Source organism: Parabacteroides sp., assembly GCF_977054455.1.
This window is the reverse complement of sequence record NZ_CDRTCT010000007.1, coordinates 20,263-38,209: the sequence shown is the minus strand read 5'-3', so window position 1 is coordinate 38,209 and position 17,947 is coordinate 20,263. Positions and strand designations below refer to the sequence as shown.

Below are 17,947 nucleotides of genomic sequence, written 5' to 3'. Positions count from 1 at the left end.
GTTGTTTAATCTCTGTTGGAGAAGTATTTCATGAATTGTGAACGTTCATACATCGCCGGATTGGGGATGTTAGCATAGTTTAGTTTACCTTTGAACTGATCAAGCGACTGGTAATGTGCCTGGTGCATCCATTCTTCGATGCAGGTGAGCACCTGTGAGATAATTTCTGCCCCATGTGTATAGACGGCGCTACACATCTGTACGGCATCGGCTCCTGCGAGCAAACATTTGATGACATCTTCCCAATCATGCACTCCGGTAGAGGAAGCAATGCTGATTCCGGGCACCTTACCTGAAACGATTGCTGTCCAGCGAAGCGTATCGCTCAAGTCGGAATGGTTGCTGAAGACGTTACCTGAGACAATTTGCATATTGTTGATGTCGATATCCGGTTGGTAAAAACGGTTGAAGAGGACGATCCCGTCTGCCCCGTTAACTGTCAGCGTATGGGCAACAGCCGGTATATTACCGACCATTTTGCTCATCTTGATCATGACAGGGATCGAAACCGTTTCTTTCACTTTGCGGATAATACTGACATACAAGTCGCGCATGTTTTCGCTGCTGTATGTGAGGTCTGTTTCCAGAAAGAACACGTTCAGTTCCAGAGCATCGGCTCCTGCCAATTCGATCTGGCGGGCAAATTCGACCCATGCATCCGATTTATAGCAGTTGATACTTGCGATAACCGGGATGGTACATTGTTCTTTTGTCTTCTGGATCAGTTCCAGATAACCGTTTATCTGATTCGCTTTTACATAGCCGCGTATGTAATCGGCCGCTTCGGGATAATCCGAATCCTGCATCAGTACATCGCTTTGCATTTCAATCTGCTCTTCGAAGAGTGATTTCAGCACGATCGCGCCGGCGCCGGCTTTTTCAAATTCCTTATTTCGTTCCGCGTTGTTTGTCAAACCGGAACTTCCGACGATAAGCGGGTTACGAAGTGTCAGGCCCGCATATTGTGTTTTAATGTCAATCATGTCAGATTCAATTATGTTCAACGATTACAAAAATAGAGAATTATTTTCTACCTTGTCTGTTCTTGCTCTTTAAAATGGTTAAAACTCAATATTCCCGTTCACCGAAAATGCTGGTTCCTATGCGTATCATCGTACTGCCTTCGCGAAGGGCGACCGGGTAGTCATGGCTCATTCCCATCGATAATTCGCAAAAATATTCGTCATCCTTGAATACCGAGTTTTTCAGTTCGGTGAATAGTTCATGAATCTTATGGAACTCATCCTGGATCTGCGTTGTGTCGTCAGTATTTGTCGCCATCCCCATCAATCCGCATATCCGGATGTTGGGAAGTGTTCCGGGTGATAAACAGAGTAACAGTTCGCGGCATTCGTCGGGGCTGAAACCATGTTTGGCTTCTTCCTGCGCGACGTGTATCTCCAATAGGACACGGACGATGCGGTCATGTTTGGCCGCCTGTTTGTTGACTTCCTGCAACAGTTTCAGCGAGTCAATGCTGTGTATGGTGTGAATGAACGGGGCGATGTCTTTCACTTTATTGCTTTGCAACGGGCCGATGAAATGCCATTCGATGTCACCGGGCAAAACTTTTTGTTTAGCTGTCAGCTCTTGGGCCCTGCTTTCACCGAATACACGTTGTCCGGCATCGTAGGCTTCCTGTAAAGCCTCGGCGGGATGGAACTTGGAGACCGCCACCAGCGTAACACCTGCCGGTAGCGATGCTTTCAGTCTTGTTATATTCTCGGTGATGCTCATGCTTCTCTTGTTTCCGCCTGTTTTTTCTGTTCGGCAATCAGTTCTTCCTCGGATTTCTTTTCCGAAGGGACACTGTTGGCGTCAAAGGGGAAGACATCCATCAACTGGGTTTCCGTAACGGATGCGATGGTGTAATCGGCAAGCGTACCCTTCATTCCGTCTTCCAATACGGCGATGGCATCTTTCAGGTTAGATGCCTGTGCCAGCATCTGTGCTGCGGTTTTCTTTTCGGCTCCGCTTTTTTCATCGAGGGTGATGAAGTAAACTTTGATCTTGTAGAAACGGTCGCCGTTTTCGTTGAAGAACAATTCCGACAAGCGGGCGCGTTTGATGTCTGTCACTGTAAACTCCCCGGATATGAAGGGACGGATTTCTTCGATGATGCGGGCTTCCGCTTCCGTGAATGACAGGGCGTCAACCAGATAAGGTTCCGTCACTTTCTTTTGCATTCCATTCTCCAAAACTTTTTCGAAGGAGACTTTACATTCAAACCAGTTATGCATATATTTATACGTTTTATTATGATGTCTGTATTTTTATTCCAAACGAGGTACAAATATAACGGCAATTCGGGAATTAAACAACGGGAACGGATTTCTTTGTCAATTATTGGAATCGTTGTGAACCTTTTGCCATGTGCTTCGGTTATATAAGCGTAGTGTGTTTTTTCATGGTATTAGATTTTTAGATTAGTAATTAGGTTGTTTTGTCCGGTTCGAGAGGAATAGGGCAAAGGGTTCTAAAATATCAGAGCCGGAGGTATAAGGATTTCCTATACATTCCGGCTCTTTTACGTTTCAAAACTCATCATTGGCATAAATAGCCGGCAAGTTATTCATTTTGTAATCGAACAATTCGTCGTCATTGAAAAAACGTTTCAGTTCGATGGTTGCCGTTTCGGGTGAATCGGAAGCATGCACGATGTTTTCTTGTACGCTCATGCTGAAGTCGCCGCGGATGGTTCCCGGCTGCGCGTTCCTTCCGTTGGTGGAGCCGGCCAGTTGGCGAACGACATGTATGGCGTCTACCCCTTCCCAGCAACATACGATGACGGGACATGCCGACATGGCGTCTTTGATGCGTTATAAGATTCGACGTATATGCCAAAGATAAAACAATTATTTCTAATAAGTTAATTTGTCGTATAATATTCAATAAAGATTTTGAAATAGAGGGGGAGCCGGAAGGGAAATATTCGTTTTACTGGAGGAAAGAATAAAGCGCACAAAACCTACCGCACACTGGTGGCTCAGTGTGCAGAGGTATTGGATTATTTAGTATGCGGACCATTTTGCCTGGTTGGGGCATGCCGTATTGACTGATAATAAATTACCTCAAAAACAATTTATTAAGGTTACATAGATTAACATCCAGACAATTAAAGCCATGAAGGTCCGATTACTTAATATATCTATATTTTCTCCAGTCCGGGAATGTGTCTCGGAGGAAATCGCGGAGAGTTTGACGGTTTACTCCGAATTTCTCGGCGATTTCATTCATCGAACATTTCTCATTGATCATTTTGCGGATGACATTTTCTTTTCCGGACAACCTGACCTGCATAGTCTTTTTGCCTTTCGGACGACCGAGTTTCGTACCTTCCGCTTTTTTACGTGCAAGTGCTTCGCGGGTACGTTGTGAGATCAGATTACGTTCGATTTCTGCACTCAGACTAAAGGCGAAGGCGAGAATCTTACTATTGATATTGTTCCCTAATTCATAACGTTCTTTGACTGTAAGGACGATGATATCCCGCTCCATACACTGGTGGAGGAAACTCATGACCTGCATCAAATTACGTCCAAGCCTTGATAGCTCTGTTGTTACGAGTGTATCACCTTTACGAATCTGCTTTAATAATCTGCCAAGTTGGCGATCCGATACACTCGTTGTCCCGCTGATTGTTTCGTCTACCCAACGTTCGATACGGAAACCTTTCGCTTTTGAATAGTTTTCAATCTCGAAACGTTGATTTTCAGTACTCTGTTTATCCGTACTGACTCTTACATAACCGTATATCATACCATCTGAATATTAAGTGAATAACTAAAGATACTTCAGAAATAGAAATGAAAGGGTGGGATTAGTATTTACCAACTTTTTTTATTGTCGTATGATTATAAGAGCGAATTCCCTCTACAAAGGTGGATATAATAATTTAAACGAAACAGCCTCTGAAAGTAAAAATTAAATTAAATTTTACGCAGTAAAAGGGGAAAGAAGTACATTTGCCGGAAAGAATAGTGATATATGAGGAAATTATTGTCGCTGCCGCCTAATCTGGTTGGCAGTTTTCATGAGATAGCAAATGCCGATCCGGCAGATTGGTTTTGTACGTCTGACCCTGTAGGTGCCCGTTTGGGATCGGGTGGAGGAACGACTTGGTTGCTTGAAGCTTGCCGCCGGGACGACGATACTGCCGGAACGTTGACGGCCGGAGAATGGTTGGCGCGTGAAAAGCGGATTTTGCTGCATGCGGGAGGGCAGAGCCGACGATTACCTGGGTATGCACCTTCGGGCAAGATCTTGACGCCCATTCCGGTGTTCAGGTGGGCAAGGGGACAGAAATTATCTCAAAATCTCCTTTCGCTCCAGCTTCCGTTGTATGAGGAGATCATGCGTAAAGCACCGGATTCGTTGCATACGCTGATTGCCAGTGGTGACGTTTATCTGCGAAACAGCGAGCCGTTGCAGGAGATTCCTGAGGCCGATGTTGTCTGTTACGGTTTGTGGGTGGATCCTGCACTTGCCACTCGCCACGGGGTCTTCGTGTCGGACCGCAAATCTCCCGACCAGCTTGATTTCATGCTTCAGAAACCCACTCTCGATGAGTTGGGGCGACTGGCAGGTACGCACCTTTTCCTGATGGATATAGGTGTTTGGCTGCTCAGTGACCGGGCGGTGGAATTACTGATGAAACATTCCTACGATTCGAGCGGAAAACAACTGAAGGAATACGACCTGTATTCCGAGTTCGGTCTTGCTCTTGGTGCTCATCCGCGTATAGCCGACGAAGAGTTGAATGCGTTGACTGTTGCTATCCTGCCATTGCCGGGTGGTGAGTTTTATCATTATGGTACGAGCCGGGAACTGATTTCCTCGACGTTGTCGGTGCAGAACCTTGTACGTGACCAGCGGGCGATCATGCAGCGCAAGGTGAAACCACATCCTGCCATGTTTGTCCAGAACGCCGAAGTTTGTTGTCCGTTGACCTCCGGCAATTCCGAGCTGTGGATCGAAAACAGTTTTGTAGGGAAACGATGGATACTTGCCGATCGGCATGTGATTACGGGTATCCCGGTAAACGATTGGGAGTTGCACATTCCTTCCGGTGTATGCATTGATGTCGTGCCTGTCGGCGAAGAAGGCTGGGTGGCGCGCCCGTATGGTTTCAATGATACTTTCAAAGGGAATACAAAGGATGAGTCGACGCTCTTCATGGGGCGTTCTGTCGTGGAATGGGCTGCGGAGCGGGCTGTTTGCCTGTCGGAGTGTGCCGACATACAGAATGCGGCCTTGTTTCCTGTTTGCCGGAATATGGACGAGTTAGGTGTTGCGTTACGCTGGATGGTATCTGAGCCCCATCTGGATGAAGGACGCAGGGTGTGGAAAGCGGCTGAAAAGATGTCTGCAAACAGGCTTTCCGACTGTGCGAATCTCCGCCGCCTGTTTGCCCAGCGTGAAGCGTTCAGGAAGAAAAACTGGCCGATGCTTGCGGCCAATCATGATAAAAGTATTTTCTTTCAATTGGATCTGGCGGATGCCGCCTCTGAATTTGTTTCCAAAGGGATTACGTTGCCTGGGGGCTTGTCGGAGGATGTTCCGCTGATGAAGCGCGTGCATGACCATATGTTCCGTGCCCGTGTCCTGCAACTTTCAGGAGATGACCGGGGCATGGTGGAACAGCAGCAGGCATTCTCACTGTTGCGTGAAGGCCTGATCGGTACGATTGCTGATGAAAAACAGACGCCTCGCCTTAATGTCTATCGCGATCAGATTGTCTGGGGGCGCAGTCCCGTGCGTATCGACTTGGCAGGAGGATGGACGGATACGCCTCCTTACTGCATGTATGCCGGTGGCAATGTCGTGAACGTGGCGATCGAGTTGAACGGACAACCTCCCTTGCAGGTCTATGTGAAGCCGGCTCGCGAGTATCGTATCATTCTTCGTTCCATTGATATCGGGGCGATGGAGAGCGTTTCGACTTGGGACGAACTGCGTAACTTTAACAAGGTCGGCTCTCCTTTCTCTATCCCGAAAGCGGCACTGGCTCTGGCCGGGTTTACACCCGAATTTTCAGCAAGCCGTTATGTTTCGTTGGAAGAGCAACTGAAAGCATTCGGCTGCGGGTTGGAAGTGACGTTGCTCGCTGCCATTCCTGCCGGTTCCGGTCTGGGAACCAGTTCGATTCTCGCGGCTACGGTATTGGGTGCATTGTCGGATTTCTGCGGCTTGGCGTGGGATAAGAACGAGATTGGTAACCGGACTCTGATCTTGGAGCAGCTGCTTACGACCGGAGGCGGATGGCAAGATCAGTACGGAGGTGTGTTACATGGTTTGAAACTGTTGCAAACGGGTGAGGGGTTCCACCAGAATCCGTCGGTACGCTGGCTGCCGGAATATCTTTTTACCGAACCGGAATATCGTGCTTGCCACCTGCTTTACTATACGGGAATTACCCGTACGGCGAAGGATATCCTTGCTGAAATCGTACGCGGAATGTTCTTAAACAGTGGGCCCCATCTTCGTCTGCTTTCTGAAATGAAAGGGCATGCATTGGACATGTACGAGGCTATTCTTCGGGGTGATTTCGCTTCTTATGGCCGATTGGTCGGCAAAAGTTGGGAACAAAACAAGGCGCTTGATGCCGGGACAAATCCGCCTGCTGTAGAACAGCTTATCTCTCGCATCAAAGATTACACTCTGGGGTATAAACTTCCAGGTGCCGGAGGAGGAGGTTACCTTTATATCGTAGCCAAAGATCCGGAAGCCTCTTTGCAGATTCGCCGTCTTCTCACAGCCGACCCGCAGAATGAAAATGCCCGTTTTGTCGAAATGAGCTTGTCGGATAAGGGGTTGCAGGTGAGCAGGTCGTAAGGCGTTGCGATGTTTTGCTTGTGTGTAGGCGGATCTCGATTGGGGATGGCGATTTCCAGATTACGCTTCAGGTTTTGGCGACAGGGCGATCGCATATTTCTTGATGAGCAGATACCCGCATCCTCCGATGAAAGCGAGGAAGATGAATGTTACCAGAATCAATAATTTCTTTGGAGAGGAAGTTTTGAGAGGAACAGTTGCCGGTTCTATAATGGTGTAGACCGGCATTTGTTCCTGTACTCGGAGTTTATTTTGTCCGAACATCATTGCAAGGAACTGATTCCAACAGGTCAAATGCTTGACATAACGGTCTCCGTTATACTTGCGAACAAGGTAATTGAAGTGATTACGGTCCAAGAAGGATACTAATTGTGAGAAAACGTATTTTTCTTTGTTCATTGCGACTCTGTTGTTAATGTCGCAAAATTACGATTTCAAATCCGTTGACTCGAGAAGCCTCTGTAGCTAACTCAGATTTTAATGGGACAGTAGTGAGCTTGAGAAGTAACAATCGGCAGGAATAAAACATTTTGGCTTTTGATTGAAATTGTGGTATTTTAGAAACCGTTTCCTGAAAATTGTGGAGATAACGTGAAGGCGGTCTTTGTTCACAATACTAAAGATGAGGGTGATTACTTATTTGTGAAATTTTTCTTGTGCTGTAAATGCCTGGTATTTAGTGGTGTATCAATTCTTTATTTGGGGATTAACCAAATAATTCGAATTTAATTTGTTTATATCAATTAATTAGCCGTCCTTTGTATCAGAGAAAAGGAAATTCCTTTTCTAATAATTTAATTAGAATCTGACTATGGTTTGTACCATTAAGTGGAGGTGTTCAGATTTGAAGAGAATATCTCATTTTAAGTCTATTTTTTGGCTAAAACGATAACTATGATGGAGCGGGAGTATAGATTTATCTATCTCCCGCTTTTATTAGTAATCAAAACCAAACTACTACACCGTATTGTTCTATCTTCCAAAGTCCTATTGAAATATGTATTTGTTATTTGTCTTTATCGATTAACCGGATTCCTTCAGTTTCGATATCGATTATCTTTTGTTTGTAAAGAGCCCCGATTGCTTGTTTGAATGCTTTTTTGCTACAGCGAAATAGAGAATAAATAAGTTCGGGTTCGCTTTTATCATGGACGGCAACGTATCCTCCTTGGGCTTTGAGCGAATCCAGAATTGTCTTGGCAATGCCTTCGACCTTTTGATATCCTAAAGGCGTAAGGCTGACATCTATCTTTTCGTCTTCCCTAACTTCTTTGATGTACCCTTTTAGATGTTCCCCTTTTTCCAGACGTTGAAAAACCTCACTGTGATAGACCAATCCCCAATGAGCATTGTTGATAATTACTTTATATCCTATTTCAGTATCTTCTGCAACCAGCAAATCGACTTCCTGATTAAAAGAATAATTCGGTATTACATTGTCCAGATATTTATCGATTCTTGCGGAGGCTACTATACGTCCGGTAACATGATCTACGTGTACATATACCAAGTACCATTTCCCTTCCCGCATGGGCATTTTTTGTTCCTTAAAAGGAACCAACAAATCTTTCATTAATCCCCATTCCAGGAAAGCGCCAGTATTATTAACAGATTTTACTTCCATAAACTGAAATTCTCCTGCCTGGGCAAGAGGTTTGGCTGTCGTTGCGATCAATCTCCCTTCATTGTCATGATAAATAAAAACTTCGACTTCATCTCCCGGTTTTACATTTTTGGGCACATAACGGGCCGGCAACAGTATTTCCACTCCGTCTCCACCATCCAAATAAACCCCAAAGTCCAGATCCTTTACGATCTTTAATGTATTATATTTTCCTATTTCTACCATGATTCCATTTGTTTTCTGACAAAAGTACGGGAAAATAGCCTAATATCCTATATTTTTTATTTCTCAAGCAGCAATATACCCAAATTTGCATCGTTATAGTTGTAATAGTTTTTATAAGGAGTTTTTAGATGGATGGTTCCTCTGAAAGTTGTATCTTTGCAGTTCTAATTTTGAAATACTTATTAAAAGCATGAATTTGAAATATTATTTGTTTGCCCTTTTTTGTGGACTGATGTGTGCGTGTTCGGCACCAAAGGATGTGATTTATTTTCAGGGTATAGATGATTTGACACCAGAGCAATTGGCGAAAATGAGTCAATCATACACGACTAAAATAACGAATGATGATCTTTTATCGATTAATGTGACAGCATGGGATCCTGCAGCTGTTACACCCTTTAATCCTCCGGTATATGCTTATTCGGCCACTCCACAAGGGGAACAGCCAATCATCGCATCTCAAAACTTATATACATATTTGGTTGATCAGGATGGAAATATCAATTTCCCGGTTTTGGGTAAGATACATGTCGCAGGCCTGACGAGGCAGGAGTTGGCTAATAAAATGGAAGAAATGATTTCCAAATATGTGGAAAACCCGTTGGTAAATGTGCAGTTGCTTAATTTTAAAATAACACTGATGGGTGATGTTTCGCGTCCGGGTGCATATACGATAAAAAATGATAGGATATCCATATTGGAAGCTATAGGATTAGGTGGAGATTTGCAGTTGACTGCTAATCGAAAAAATATTTTGGTGATTCGTGACAATAATGGAATAAAAGAGAGCCATCGTCTGGATTTAACTGATCCAGCAATATTTGCATCTCCCTATTTTTATTTGCAACAGAATGATATTGTCTATGCTGAACCGATAAAAAATAAACAGCGTTCCCGAACCAGTGCGGACCGTTCATTTACGATGTCATTGCTGACTACTGTGATAAGTTCTCTCTCTATTATAACGAGTATGGTCATTACAATTGTCAATTTAAATAAATAATAATTACGTATGGAATCTATTCAGCAAGATAATGAAACAATTAATCTGAAAAAGATTATCATTTATTATTTTCGTCATTGGCGATGTTTTTTAGTGGCAGGCATTATTTCGTTAATCCCTGCTTTATTATATTTGATTTTGGTTCCCCGTACTTATGAAATGATGACAAAGATCTTGTTGTTGGAAGATAAAGGAACTTCAAGTTCGGGGTTGAATATCGGTGATGCTTCGGGATTGATGAAGACATTTGGTTTAGGGGGCATTAGTGGCGGTAGCTTTAATATGGATGACGAATTGGCAAAGCTAATGTCTACGACTACTTTGCAGGATGTTGTTTTGAAGTTAGGGCTGAATATTGTTTACTATAAGCCTAATGCTTACAAATATAAAATGTATGAAGATGCTCCTCTATTATTGTTTACTGATTCAGTAACACAAAAAAATCTGGAATCTCCCATAACATTTAATGTTGATATAGATAAGACTGGGAAAGTTAAAGTAGTTGCCAAAAACGAGGATGTCAAGAAGCATCTTGAATTTAAGTCTTTACCGGCGGAAATAAAATTGGAAGAAGGTACTTTTGTTTTGTCATTTAGAGAAGAAGAGATAAAGCCTTTATCTTTAAAGCTTGAAATAGTTCCGTCTATATGGGCCGCACAAGATTTGTCCGAATCATTATTGTTTGATGAATTTGCGAAGAATGCAAATGTGGTGGAGATTTCATGTACCGATTATGAAAAAAAGAGAGGGTTGGATTTATTACGGACATTAGTGGATGTTTATAATTCCCAAGAAGATTCTATAAAAAAAGCCGAAGGTGGAAAAAGTGTTCAATTCTTGGATGAGCGTTTAAACGCAGTTGTAGCCAATCTAACGGATGTTGAAGTAAATATTGAACGTTACAAACTCAAGAATAAGATGACGGATATTGAATATGACGTTCAGTTCTACGCTGATCAGATGAAAGAGCTGCAGATGAAAATTATAGAATTGGAAGCTCAAACTCGTTTGGTTGATTTGTTGGATGCATATGTGAAGGATCCTCAGAATAAATATAATCTGGTTCCTATTTTGCTGGCCTCTGGTGAAGGCGAGAATTCTTCTAAATCTGTTTTATCATATAATGAAGCACTGTTAGAACGTTTAAGACTTTTACAAAGTACGAAAGGAGATAATCCTTTGATAGGACAAATGAATAAGCAAGTGGATCAATTACGTGAGAGTGTGTTCTTATCTATCGATAATGCTAAAAAAAGCTTGACTTTAACTTTGGATGATCTAAAAGGAAAAGAAAAAATTATTATAGATAAGATGGGAGTTGTTCCAACATTGGAGAGAGAATATATCGATTTTCGCCGTCAACAGGAAATATACCAGGCTCTTTATTTGATTCTCTTGCAGAAGCGGGAAGATTTTCTTCTTTCTATTGGAGAGAATAAGGACCGTGCACGTATTATTGAGGCCGCATATGTTAAGAAGAAATCAATTGCTCCCAGAAAATTATATGCTCTTATCGGCATGATTATTTTCACAATGGTCGTTCCTGTTGCATTTTTATTTGGAAAAGAGCAGTTTGTGGCATTAAAGAAGGAATATAAAGAAACGAAGTAGGATATGCAAAAAGTATTGGTTACAGGTGCTGATGGTTTTATTGGTTCCCATTTGACTGAAATGCTATTGGAACAGGGGTATAAAGTCAAAGCACTTTCATATTATAATTCTTTCAATGATTGGGGATGGTTGAATGATATTAAGCATCCTGAATTGGAGGTGGTGACAGGTGATGTACGTGATCCTCATTTCTGTAAGCATATAACTCAGGATGTCGAGATTATTTTCCATTTGGCAGCATTGATTGCAATTCCTTATTCTTATGTCGCTCCGGACAGTTATGTGGATACAAATATAAAAGGAACTTTGAATATTTGCCAGGCAGCAAAAGAAAATGGGGTGAAGAAAGTTCTTGTAACTTCAACTTCGGAGGTATATGGGACAGCACGTTATGTTCCGATTGACGAACATCATCCCAAGCAACCGCAATCACCTTATTCTGCAACAAAGATTGGAGCGGATGCAATTGCGATGAGTTTTTATAATGCTTTTGCTTTGCCGGTTGTATTGGTTAGACCGTTCAATACATATGGTCCTCGTCAATCGGCTCGGGCTATTATTCCAACCATTATAACGCAAATAGCAAATGGAAAGAAGGAGATAAAATTGGGAGACTTGACCCCGACGCGTGATTTTAATTTCGTGAAAGATACTTGTAAAGGGTTTATCGAACTGTCTAAATGTGATGCTGCAATAGGACAAGAAGTAAATATCTGTAGCAACAATGAAATTTCGATGCGTGATACTTTGAACTTAATAGCTCGTTTGATGAATTCGGATGTTAAGTTCATAGAGGATCAGGCCCGTATCCGTCCTAAGAATTCTGAAGTTTTCCGTTTATGGGGAGATAATGCGAAGGTAAAATCCTTAACAGGATACGAACCTTCTTATTCTTTGGAAGAAGGTTTAAAGGAAACGATAAATTGGTTTTTGGATAAAGATAATTTAAGAAAATATAAAGCTGATATATATAATGTATAAACCTATAGTTGATTTTATACATGGACTATATCATTCGGATGACTTTGTACCTCTTCATGCCCCTTGTTTTATCGGCAATGAAAAGAAATATCTGAATGAGTGCATTGATACGACATTTGTCTCAAGTGTCGGTAAGTTTGTCGATCGATTTGAGGAGATGGTTGCCGATTATACAGGGGCGGCAAAGGCCGTTGTCTGTGTAAATGGGACAAATGCTCTTCATATGGCTTTGCTATTGGCGGGGGTAGAGCGTGAAGATGAAGTTATATCTCAGGCTTTGACATTTATAGCTACTGCAAATGCAATTAGTTATATAGGTGCTTATCCCGTTTTTATAGATGTAGATCGGGAAACGATGGGCTTGTCTCCCGACAGTTTAAGAAAATGGCTTTCTACATTTGCTGAAATGAAGGATGGCGTTTGCTATAATAAAGGGACAGGGCGGAGAGTGAAAGCTTGTGTTCCGATGCACACGTTCGGGCATCCTGCCAGATTGGCGGAACTTGTACAAATATGTGAACAGTATCATATCGAGTTAATAGAGGATGCTGCTGAAAGTATCGGTAGTTTGTATAAGGGTAGGCATACTGGTACTTTGGCTAAGATTAGTGCCCTAAGTTTTAATGGCAATAAAACGATTACGACCGGTGGAGGTGGTATGTTGTTGTTTCAGGATGCCGAATTGGGTGCTTATGCAAAACATTTAACGACGCAAGCAAAGGTGTCTCATCGTTGGGAGTTTATGCATGACCATATCGGTTATAATTATCGTATGCCTAATATTAATGCGGCGTTAGGTTGTGCACAGATGGAGAATCTGGATCGTTTTATAGAGAATAAACGTGAAACAGCTGAAAAATATAAGTCCTTTTTCAAAGATACACCAATTGAGTTTTTTTCCGAACCGGAAGATTGTCGTTCCAATTATTGGTTGAATGCGGTTTTATTGCCTGATAAGTCGGCGCGTGACGAATTTCTGACCTATACAAATGATCATGGAGTTATGACACGACCGATTTGGGGATTGATGAATAAGCAACCCATGTTTGCAGGTTGCCAGACAGACGATCTGACGAATACGTATTGGTTTGAGGAACGTGTTGTAAATATTCCAAGTAGCGTTAGGTTATGAGCGATCCCGGTAATATAGTCTTGGTCGGTGGCGGCGGACATTGCAAATCGGTGATAGATGCTGCTGAGAGTGCTGGTTATACGATACTCGGCATACTTGATATGCCGGAATATGTCGGTAGTTCTGTTTTGGGATATCCGGTTGTCGGGACGGATGAAGATCTGGTTAAATATGTCGATAAGGCCTTGTTCCTTGTGACGGTAGGACATATAAAGGATGCAAGTCTGCGAATCCGGTTGCACGAACGTATTCTATCGGTTGGTGGTTGTTTGGCTACGGTTGTGGCTTCTACAGCCCGTGTTTCCCGTCATGCGTCCATTGGCGAAGGAAGTGTGGTGTTACACCATGTAATGGTTAATGCAGACGCCCATATCGGGAAGGGTTGCATAATTAATACATTTGCCAATATCGAGCATGATGCGGTTATTGGTGACTTTTGCCATATTTCCACCGGAGCAATGGTGAATGGTAATTGTACAGTTGGCCAGGGAGTCTTTTTAGGGAGTCAATCTGTGATGGTGAACGGTGTTGGTATTATGGAATCTTGTGTTATTGCGGCCGGCAGTGTTGTGCGTAAAAATATAGTGAAAAAAGGCATTTATTCCGGAAATCCGGCTTTATTAAAGATAAAATTGTAAGATATGAAACATACTCTTGTTATAGCAGAGGCAGGTGTAAATCATAACGGCTCGCTTGAAATGGCGAAACAGTTGATTGATGTGGCAGCAGAGGCAGGAGTTGATTATGTTAAGTTTCAAACATTTAAAGCAGAGTTGCTGGTATCAAAAAATGCTGTCAAAGCAGAGTATCAACAAAGAAACCTGCATGATGGTAATGATTCCCAATACCAAATGCTGAAGCATTTGGAACTTACTTGGGAACAGCATTTGATATTGATAGACTATTGTAAAAAGAAAGGAGTAAAGTTTTTCTCTACTGCTTTTGATTTGGATAGTATCGATTTCCTTGCAGAACTTCATTTGGGATTGTGGAAAATCCCTTCGGGAGAAATTACTAATTATCCTTATTTAAGGAAGATCGCCCAAAAGGGAGAACCTGTAATCCTGTCTTCCGGAATGAGTGGATACCGGGAAATAGAAGAAGCGTTGGCTGTCCTGGTGGAAAATGGTGTCCGGCGTAATGATATAATAATACTACATTGTAATACCGAATATCCGACCCCAATGGAAGATGTGAATTTGCGGGCTATGCAGTCTATAGCCGAGAGATTTCATGTCAAAGTCGGATATTCCGATCATACAAGAGGTATAGAGGTCCCTGTCGCAGCTGTTGCATTGGGGGCTTCTGTTATAGAAAAGCATTTTACTTTGGATCGGAATTTGGAGGGGCCGGATCATAAAGCCTCTTTGGAGCCGGATGAACTGAAGAGAATGGTTTTATCGATTCGGAATATAGAAAAAGCTTTAGGAGATGCTGAAAAAAGGATAAGCCCTTCGGAAGCTAAAAATATAGAAGTTGCCCGGAAAAGCATTGTTGCGGCATCCAAAATAGAGAAAGGTGAGGTTTTTACAGAACAGAATCTGACTGTAAAACGTCCGGGAAACGGCATTTCTCCCATGAAATGGTTGGATGTGGTAGGGAAAACAGCAACAAGATTATATGAACCGGATGATCTGATTGAATTATGAGAAAGATATGCGTTATAACCGGCAGTCGTGCTGAATATGGCTTACTGAGTGGCCTTATGAAGCAAATAAATGAATCAGAGGATTTAAAACTACAGATCATAGCAACCAATATGCACCTTTCTCCTGAGTTTGGCTTGACGTATAAAGAAATCGAGAAAGATGGTTTTGTTATTGATAAGAGGGTTGAGATGTTGCTTTCGTCGGATACATCAAATGCTACGGCTAAATCCGTAGGATTAGGCATGATTGGTTTTGCTGATGCCTATGAAGACTTGCGTCCTGACTTGATTGTTGTTTTAGGTGACCGATATGAAATTCTGGCAGCCGTTTCCACTGCCTTGTTTTTTAAGATTCCAGTCGCTCATTTACATGGAGGAGAGATAACGGAAGGTGCCTATGACGATGCGATCCGCCATGCGATTACCAAGATGAGCCATTTGCATTTCACCTCGACGGAAGAATATCGGAAAAGGGTGATCCAGTTGGGAGAAAGCCCGGATCGGGTGTTTAATGTAGGGGCTATTGGAGTTGAAAATATAAAAAAAGGTTCTTTCCTATCGAAAGAGGAATTGGAGAATAGTTTGGATTTTAAATTAGGCGACAAGTCTCTGCTTGTCACGTTCCATCCTGTGACGTTGGAAACGTGTACGGCGCGGGAACAATGTGACAATTTGTTGGAAGTCTTGGCTAAACATCCGGAATATCGGATCCTTTTTACACTCCCGAATTCAGATACGGACGGGCGTGTCTTAATAGACTGTATAAAAGATTTTGTCGCAAAGAATGAAGACCGGGCAATCGCTTTTAAATCTTTAGGCAAGCTCCGTTATCTTTCCGCATTGAAATATGTCTCGGCTGCGATAGGAAATTCATCAAGCGGTATCTTGGAAGTTCCGAGTTTCGGAATACCGACTCTGGATATTGGAGATCGCCAAAAGGGACGTCTTGCTGCAAAAAGCGTGGTGCATTGCGGAACGTCGACGGAAGAAATAGAACAGGGTTTTAGATTAATTTTCTCTGAAGCAATTCAATCAGCTTCAAAATTGCGGAGTAATCCGTATGAAAAGGAGGGAACTACAGACATGATTGTTTCCCAGTTGAAAACTTATCCATTGGAAAACCTGATTCAAAAATCATTTTATAATTTGTAATATGGATGCAAACTCAAAATATATTATAGATGAGAGTCTAAATATCGGGGAGGCTTTAGTTTCATTGAATCAACTATCTAATGATATCTTGACTCTGTTTGTTGTAGATGGCCAGGGAAGAATGGTTGGTTCGTTGACTGATGGAGATATTCGTCGGTGCCTGATTAATGGGGTGAAATTGGATGCCCCTGTTTCTATGGCTATGAATCGAAATTTTCATTATTTACAATATGGCAATATTTCAATTGATGTAATAAAAACGCTAAAATCAAAGAAGATAGTTTTATTGCCCTATTTGGATTGTGATAGGCGTATAATTAAAATATATAACCTTCAGAAACAGAAGTCTATTTTACCGGTAGATGCGGTTTTAATGGCGGGAGGAAAAGGATTGCGTTTACGCCCGTTGACGGAAACAGTTCCTAAGCCTCTGTTGAAGGTTGGCAATAAACCGATTATAGATTATAATATAGATCGTTTAATCGAATACGGCGTTGATCATATTTCAATAACTGTAAATTATTTAAAGGAACAGATTGAATCATATATTGCCGAATCCCGTGTGGATTCTAATATATGTTGTGTTCGTGAACCACAGTATTTAGGAACGATAGGGTCGATCAGATTTGTGGAACATTTTCATTATGATACGGTATTAGTGATGAATTCGGATTTATTTACAAATATAAATTATGAAGATTTCTTCTCTCATTTTTCGGAACATCAGGCCGATATGTCTGTGGCTGCAGTTCCTTACTCTGTCTCAGTGCCGTATGGGATATTTGATTTGGAAGGGAGGGAAATTAAAGGCATAAAAGAGAAACCGACGTTCAATTATTATGCTAATGCAGGTATATATTTGATAAAGAAAGATTTATTGAAACTTATTCCTTCGAATACCTTTTTTGATGCAACGGATTTTCTTAATTTGTTAATTTCAAAGGGTTATAAAGTTATACGTTATCCTATTACCGGATATTGGCTGGATATCGGTAAGTTTGAAGATTTCGATAAAGCTCAGGAATTAGTGAACCATTTATAATTGAATAATGAGATTGTTATATTTGATACCGGCGAGAGGGGGAAGTAAAGGTATTCCTCATAAGAACATAAAGCAGTTATCAGGGAAGCCTTTAATTGCCTATTCGATTGATGTGGCTCGTCAATTGACGGACGACAGTAATATTTGTGTATCGACCGATGATGATGAAATTATGCAGGTTGTTACATCTTATGGTCTGACAGTACCGTTTAAAAGGCCTGATTTTCTTGCGACAGATTCAGCCGGTACATACGAGGTTATTTTGCATGCAATCGATTTTTACGAGAACTTAGGGGTTAGCTATGATGCGGTAGTCCTTTTGCAACCGACTTCTCCGTTGCGGACAGCTCGGCAGGTAACGGAAGCGATCGGATTATACGATAAATCTGTTGATGCAATTGTTTCCGTATGCGAATCTCCTCAGAATCCATATTATAATTTATTCGAGGAAAACAGGGATGGATATCTTCGTATCTCAAAGGGCGATGGCGCTTTTAGGAGACGCCAGGATACTCCTCCTGTCTGGATGTTTAACGGGGCTATTTATGTATTTAACGTAGAATCATTGCGTAAGGGGTATTTTGATAGTTTTAAGAAAATACGCAAGTATGTTATGCCGCTGGATATGTCAGTCGATTTAGATACCCTTACTGATTGGATGTATTTAGAAGCTGTAATGAATAAAAGAAAGTAGC

The 17,947-nt window shown here is 42.0% G+C and carries 16 protein-coding genes and 1 pseudogene; 10 read left to right on the top strand and 7 right to left on the bottom strand.

Translation table 11 applies throughout. The features are described from left to right. Positions 1 to 5 precede the first annotated feature (5 nt). The 5 genes and pseudogenes from ACW6QF_RS04700 to ACW6QF_RS04680 form a co-directional block, all read right to left on the bottom strand. The gene (locus tag ACW6QF_RS04700; protein ID WP_298546889.1) at positions 6 to 983 is read right to left on the bottom strand and encodes a dihydroorotate dehydrogenase-like protein; all 978 of its coding nucleotides are present in this window, start codon (positions 981 to 983) and stop codon (positions 6 to 8) included. An 85-nt stretch (positions 984 to 1,068) separates the two neighbouring features. Continuing rightward, entirely contained in the window at positions 1,069 to 1,737 is a 669-nt protein-coding gene (locus tag ACW6QF_RS04695; RefSeq protein WP_456086994.1) for a YggS family pyridoxal phosphate-dependent enzyme, read from the bottom strand. Further along, positions 1,734 to 2,240, bottom strand: a complete 507-nt coding sequence (locus tag ACW6QF_RS04690; protein WP_298546886.1) for a DUF4494 domain-containing protein — start codon at positions 2,238 to 2,240, stop codon at positions 1,734 to 1,736. Before ACW6QF_RS04690 ends, ACW6QF_RS04695 begins: the two co-directional genes overlap by 4 nt. A gap of 294 nt (positions 2,241 to 2,534) precedes the next feature. Beyond that, positions 2,535 to 2,819: pseudogene (locus tag ACW6QF_RS04685) on the bottom strand (nucleoside-diphosphate kinase); the annotation flags it as partial. 316 nt (positions 2,820 to 3,135) lie between these two features. Further along, positions 3,136 to 3,759, bottom strand: coding sequence for a master DNA invertase Mpi family serine-type recombinase (locus tag ACW6QF_RS04680; protein ID WP_298546882.1), 624 nt, complete (start codon positions 3,757 to 3,759; stop codon positions 3,136 to 3,138). 228 nt (positions 3,760 to 3,987) lie between these two features. Here ACW6QF_RS04680 and ACW6QF_RS04675 point away from each other — a divergent pair, with 228 nt between their 5' ends. Then, positions 3,988 to 6,834 (top strand): bifunctional fucokinase/fucose-1-phosphate guanylyltransferase, encoded by a 2,847-nt coding sequence (locus tag ACW6QF_RS04675; RefSeq protein ID WP_456086993.1) that lies wholly within the window; start codon positions 3,988 to 3,990, stop codon positions 6,832 to 6,834. A gap of 60 nt (positions 6,835 to 6,894) precedes the next feature. On the opposite strand, the gene ACW6QF_RS04670 is transcribed toward ACW6QF_RS04675, so the two are convergent. Beyond that, positions 6,895 to 7,233 (bottom strand): DUF4372 domain-containing protein, encoded by a 339-nt coding sequence (locus tag ACW6QF_RS04670; protein ID WP_456086992.1) that lies wholly within the window; start codon positions 7,231 to 7,233, stop codon positions 6,895 to 6,897. Between the two features lie 607 nt (positions 7,234 to 7,840). Beyond that, complete coding sequence (locus ACW6QF_RS04665) at positions 7,841 to 8,683, bottom strand: CvfB family protein (RefSeq protein ID WP_456086991.1); 843 nt, start codon at positions 8,681 to 8,683, stop codon at positions 7,841 to 7,843. A gap of 190 nt (positions 8,684 to 8,873) precedes the next feature. Here ACW6QF_RS04665 and ACW6QF_RS04660 point away from each other — a divergent pair, with 190 nt between their 5' ends. From ACW6QF_RS04660 to ACW6QF_RS04620, 9 genes are read left to right on the top strand one after another with little or no spacing between them, the layout of a single operon-like run. Next, positions 8,874 to 9,686, top strand: a complete 813-nt coding sequence (locus ACW6QF_RS04660) for a polysaccharide biosynthesis/export family protein (protein ID WP_456086990.1) — start codon at positions 8,874 to 8,876, stop codon at positions 9,684 to 9,686. Positions 9,687 to 9,695: 9 nt separating this feature from the next. Further along, entirely contained in the window at positions 9,696 to 11,297 is a 1,602-nt protein-coding gene (locus tag ACW6QF_RS04655; RefSeq protein ID WP_456086989.1) for a GumC family protein, read from the top strand. A 3-nt stretch (positions 11,298 to 11,300) separates the two neighbouring features. Then, a complete protein-coding gene (locus ACW6QF_RS04650) occupies positions 11,301 to 12,278 on the top strand; it encodes an NAD-dependent 4,6-dehydratase LegB (RefSeq protein WP_456086988.1) in 978 nt (325 codons plus the stop codon). Then, a complete protein-coding gene (locus tag ACW6QF_RS04645) occupies positions 12,271 to 13,410 on the top strand; it encodes a LegC family aminotransferase (protein WP_456086987.1) in 1,140 nt (379 codons plus the stop codon). The genes ACW6QF_RS04650 and ACW6QF_RS04645 overlap by 8 nt, the downstream gene beginning before the upstream one ends. Further along, on the top strand, positions 13,407 to 14,048 hold the full coding sequence (locus ACW6QF_RS04640; RefSeq protein ID WP_456086986.1) for an acetyltransferase: 642 nt from the start codon (positions 13,407 to 13,409) through the stop codon (positions 14,046 to 14,048). The genes ACW6QF_RS04645 and ACW6QF_RS04640 overlap by 4 nt, the downstream gene beginning before the upstream one ends. Positions 14,049 to 14,051: 3 nt before the next feature. Then, positions 14,052 to 15,059 carry an N-acetylneuraminate synthase gene (neuB, locus tag ACW6QF_RS04635; RefSeq protein WP_186928016.1) on the top strand — a complete coding sequence of 336 codons (1,008 nt, stop codon included), beginning with the start codon at positions 14,052 to 14,054 and terminating at the stop codon, positions 15,057 to 15,059. Then, positions 15,056 to 16,210, top strand: coding sequence for a UDP-N-acetylglucosamine 2-epimerase (neuC, locus tag ACW6QF_RS04630; protein ID WP_456086985.1), 1,155 nt, complete (start codon positions 15,056 to 15,058; stop codon positions 16,208 to 16,210). Before neuB ends, neuC begins: the two co-directional genes overlap by 4 nt. A 1-nt stretch (position 16,211) precedes the next feature. Further along, entirely contained in the window at positions 16,212 to 17,252 is a 1,041-nt protein-coding gene (locus ACW6QF_RS04625; protein WP_456086984.1) for a nucleotidyltransferase family protein, read from the top strand. A gap of 7 nt (positions 17,253 to 17,259) precedes the next feature. Then, the gene (locus tag ACW6QF_RS04620; RefSeq protein ID WP_456086983.1) at positions 17,260 to 17,946 is read left to right on the top strand and encodes an acylneuraminate cytidylyltransferase family protein; all 687 of its coding nucleotides are present in this window, start codon (positions 17,260 to 17,262) and stop codon (positions 17,944 to 17,946) included. Position 17,947: the final 1 nt, after the last annotated feature.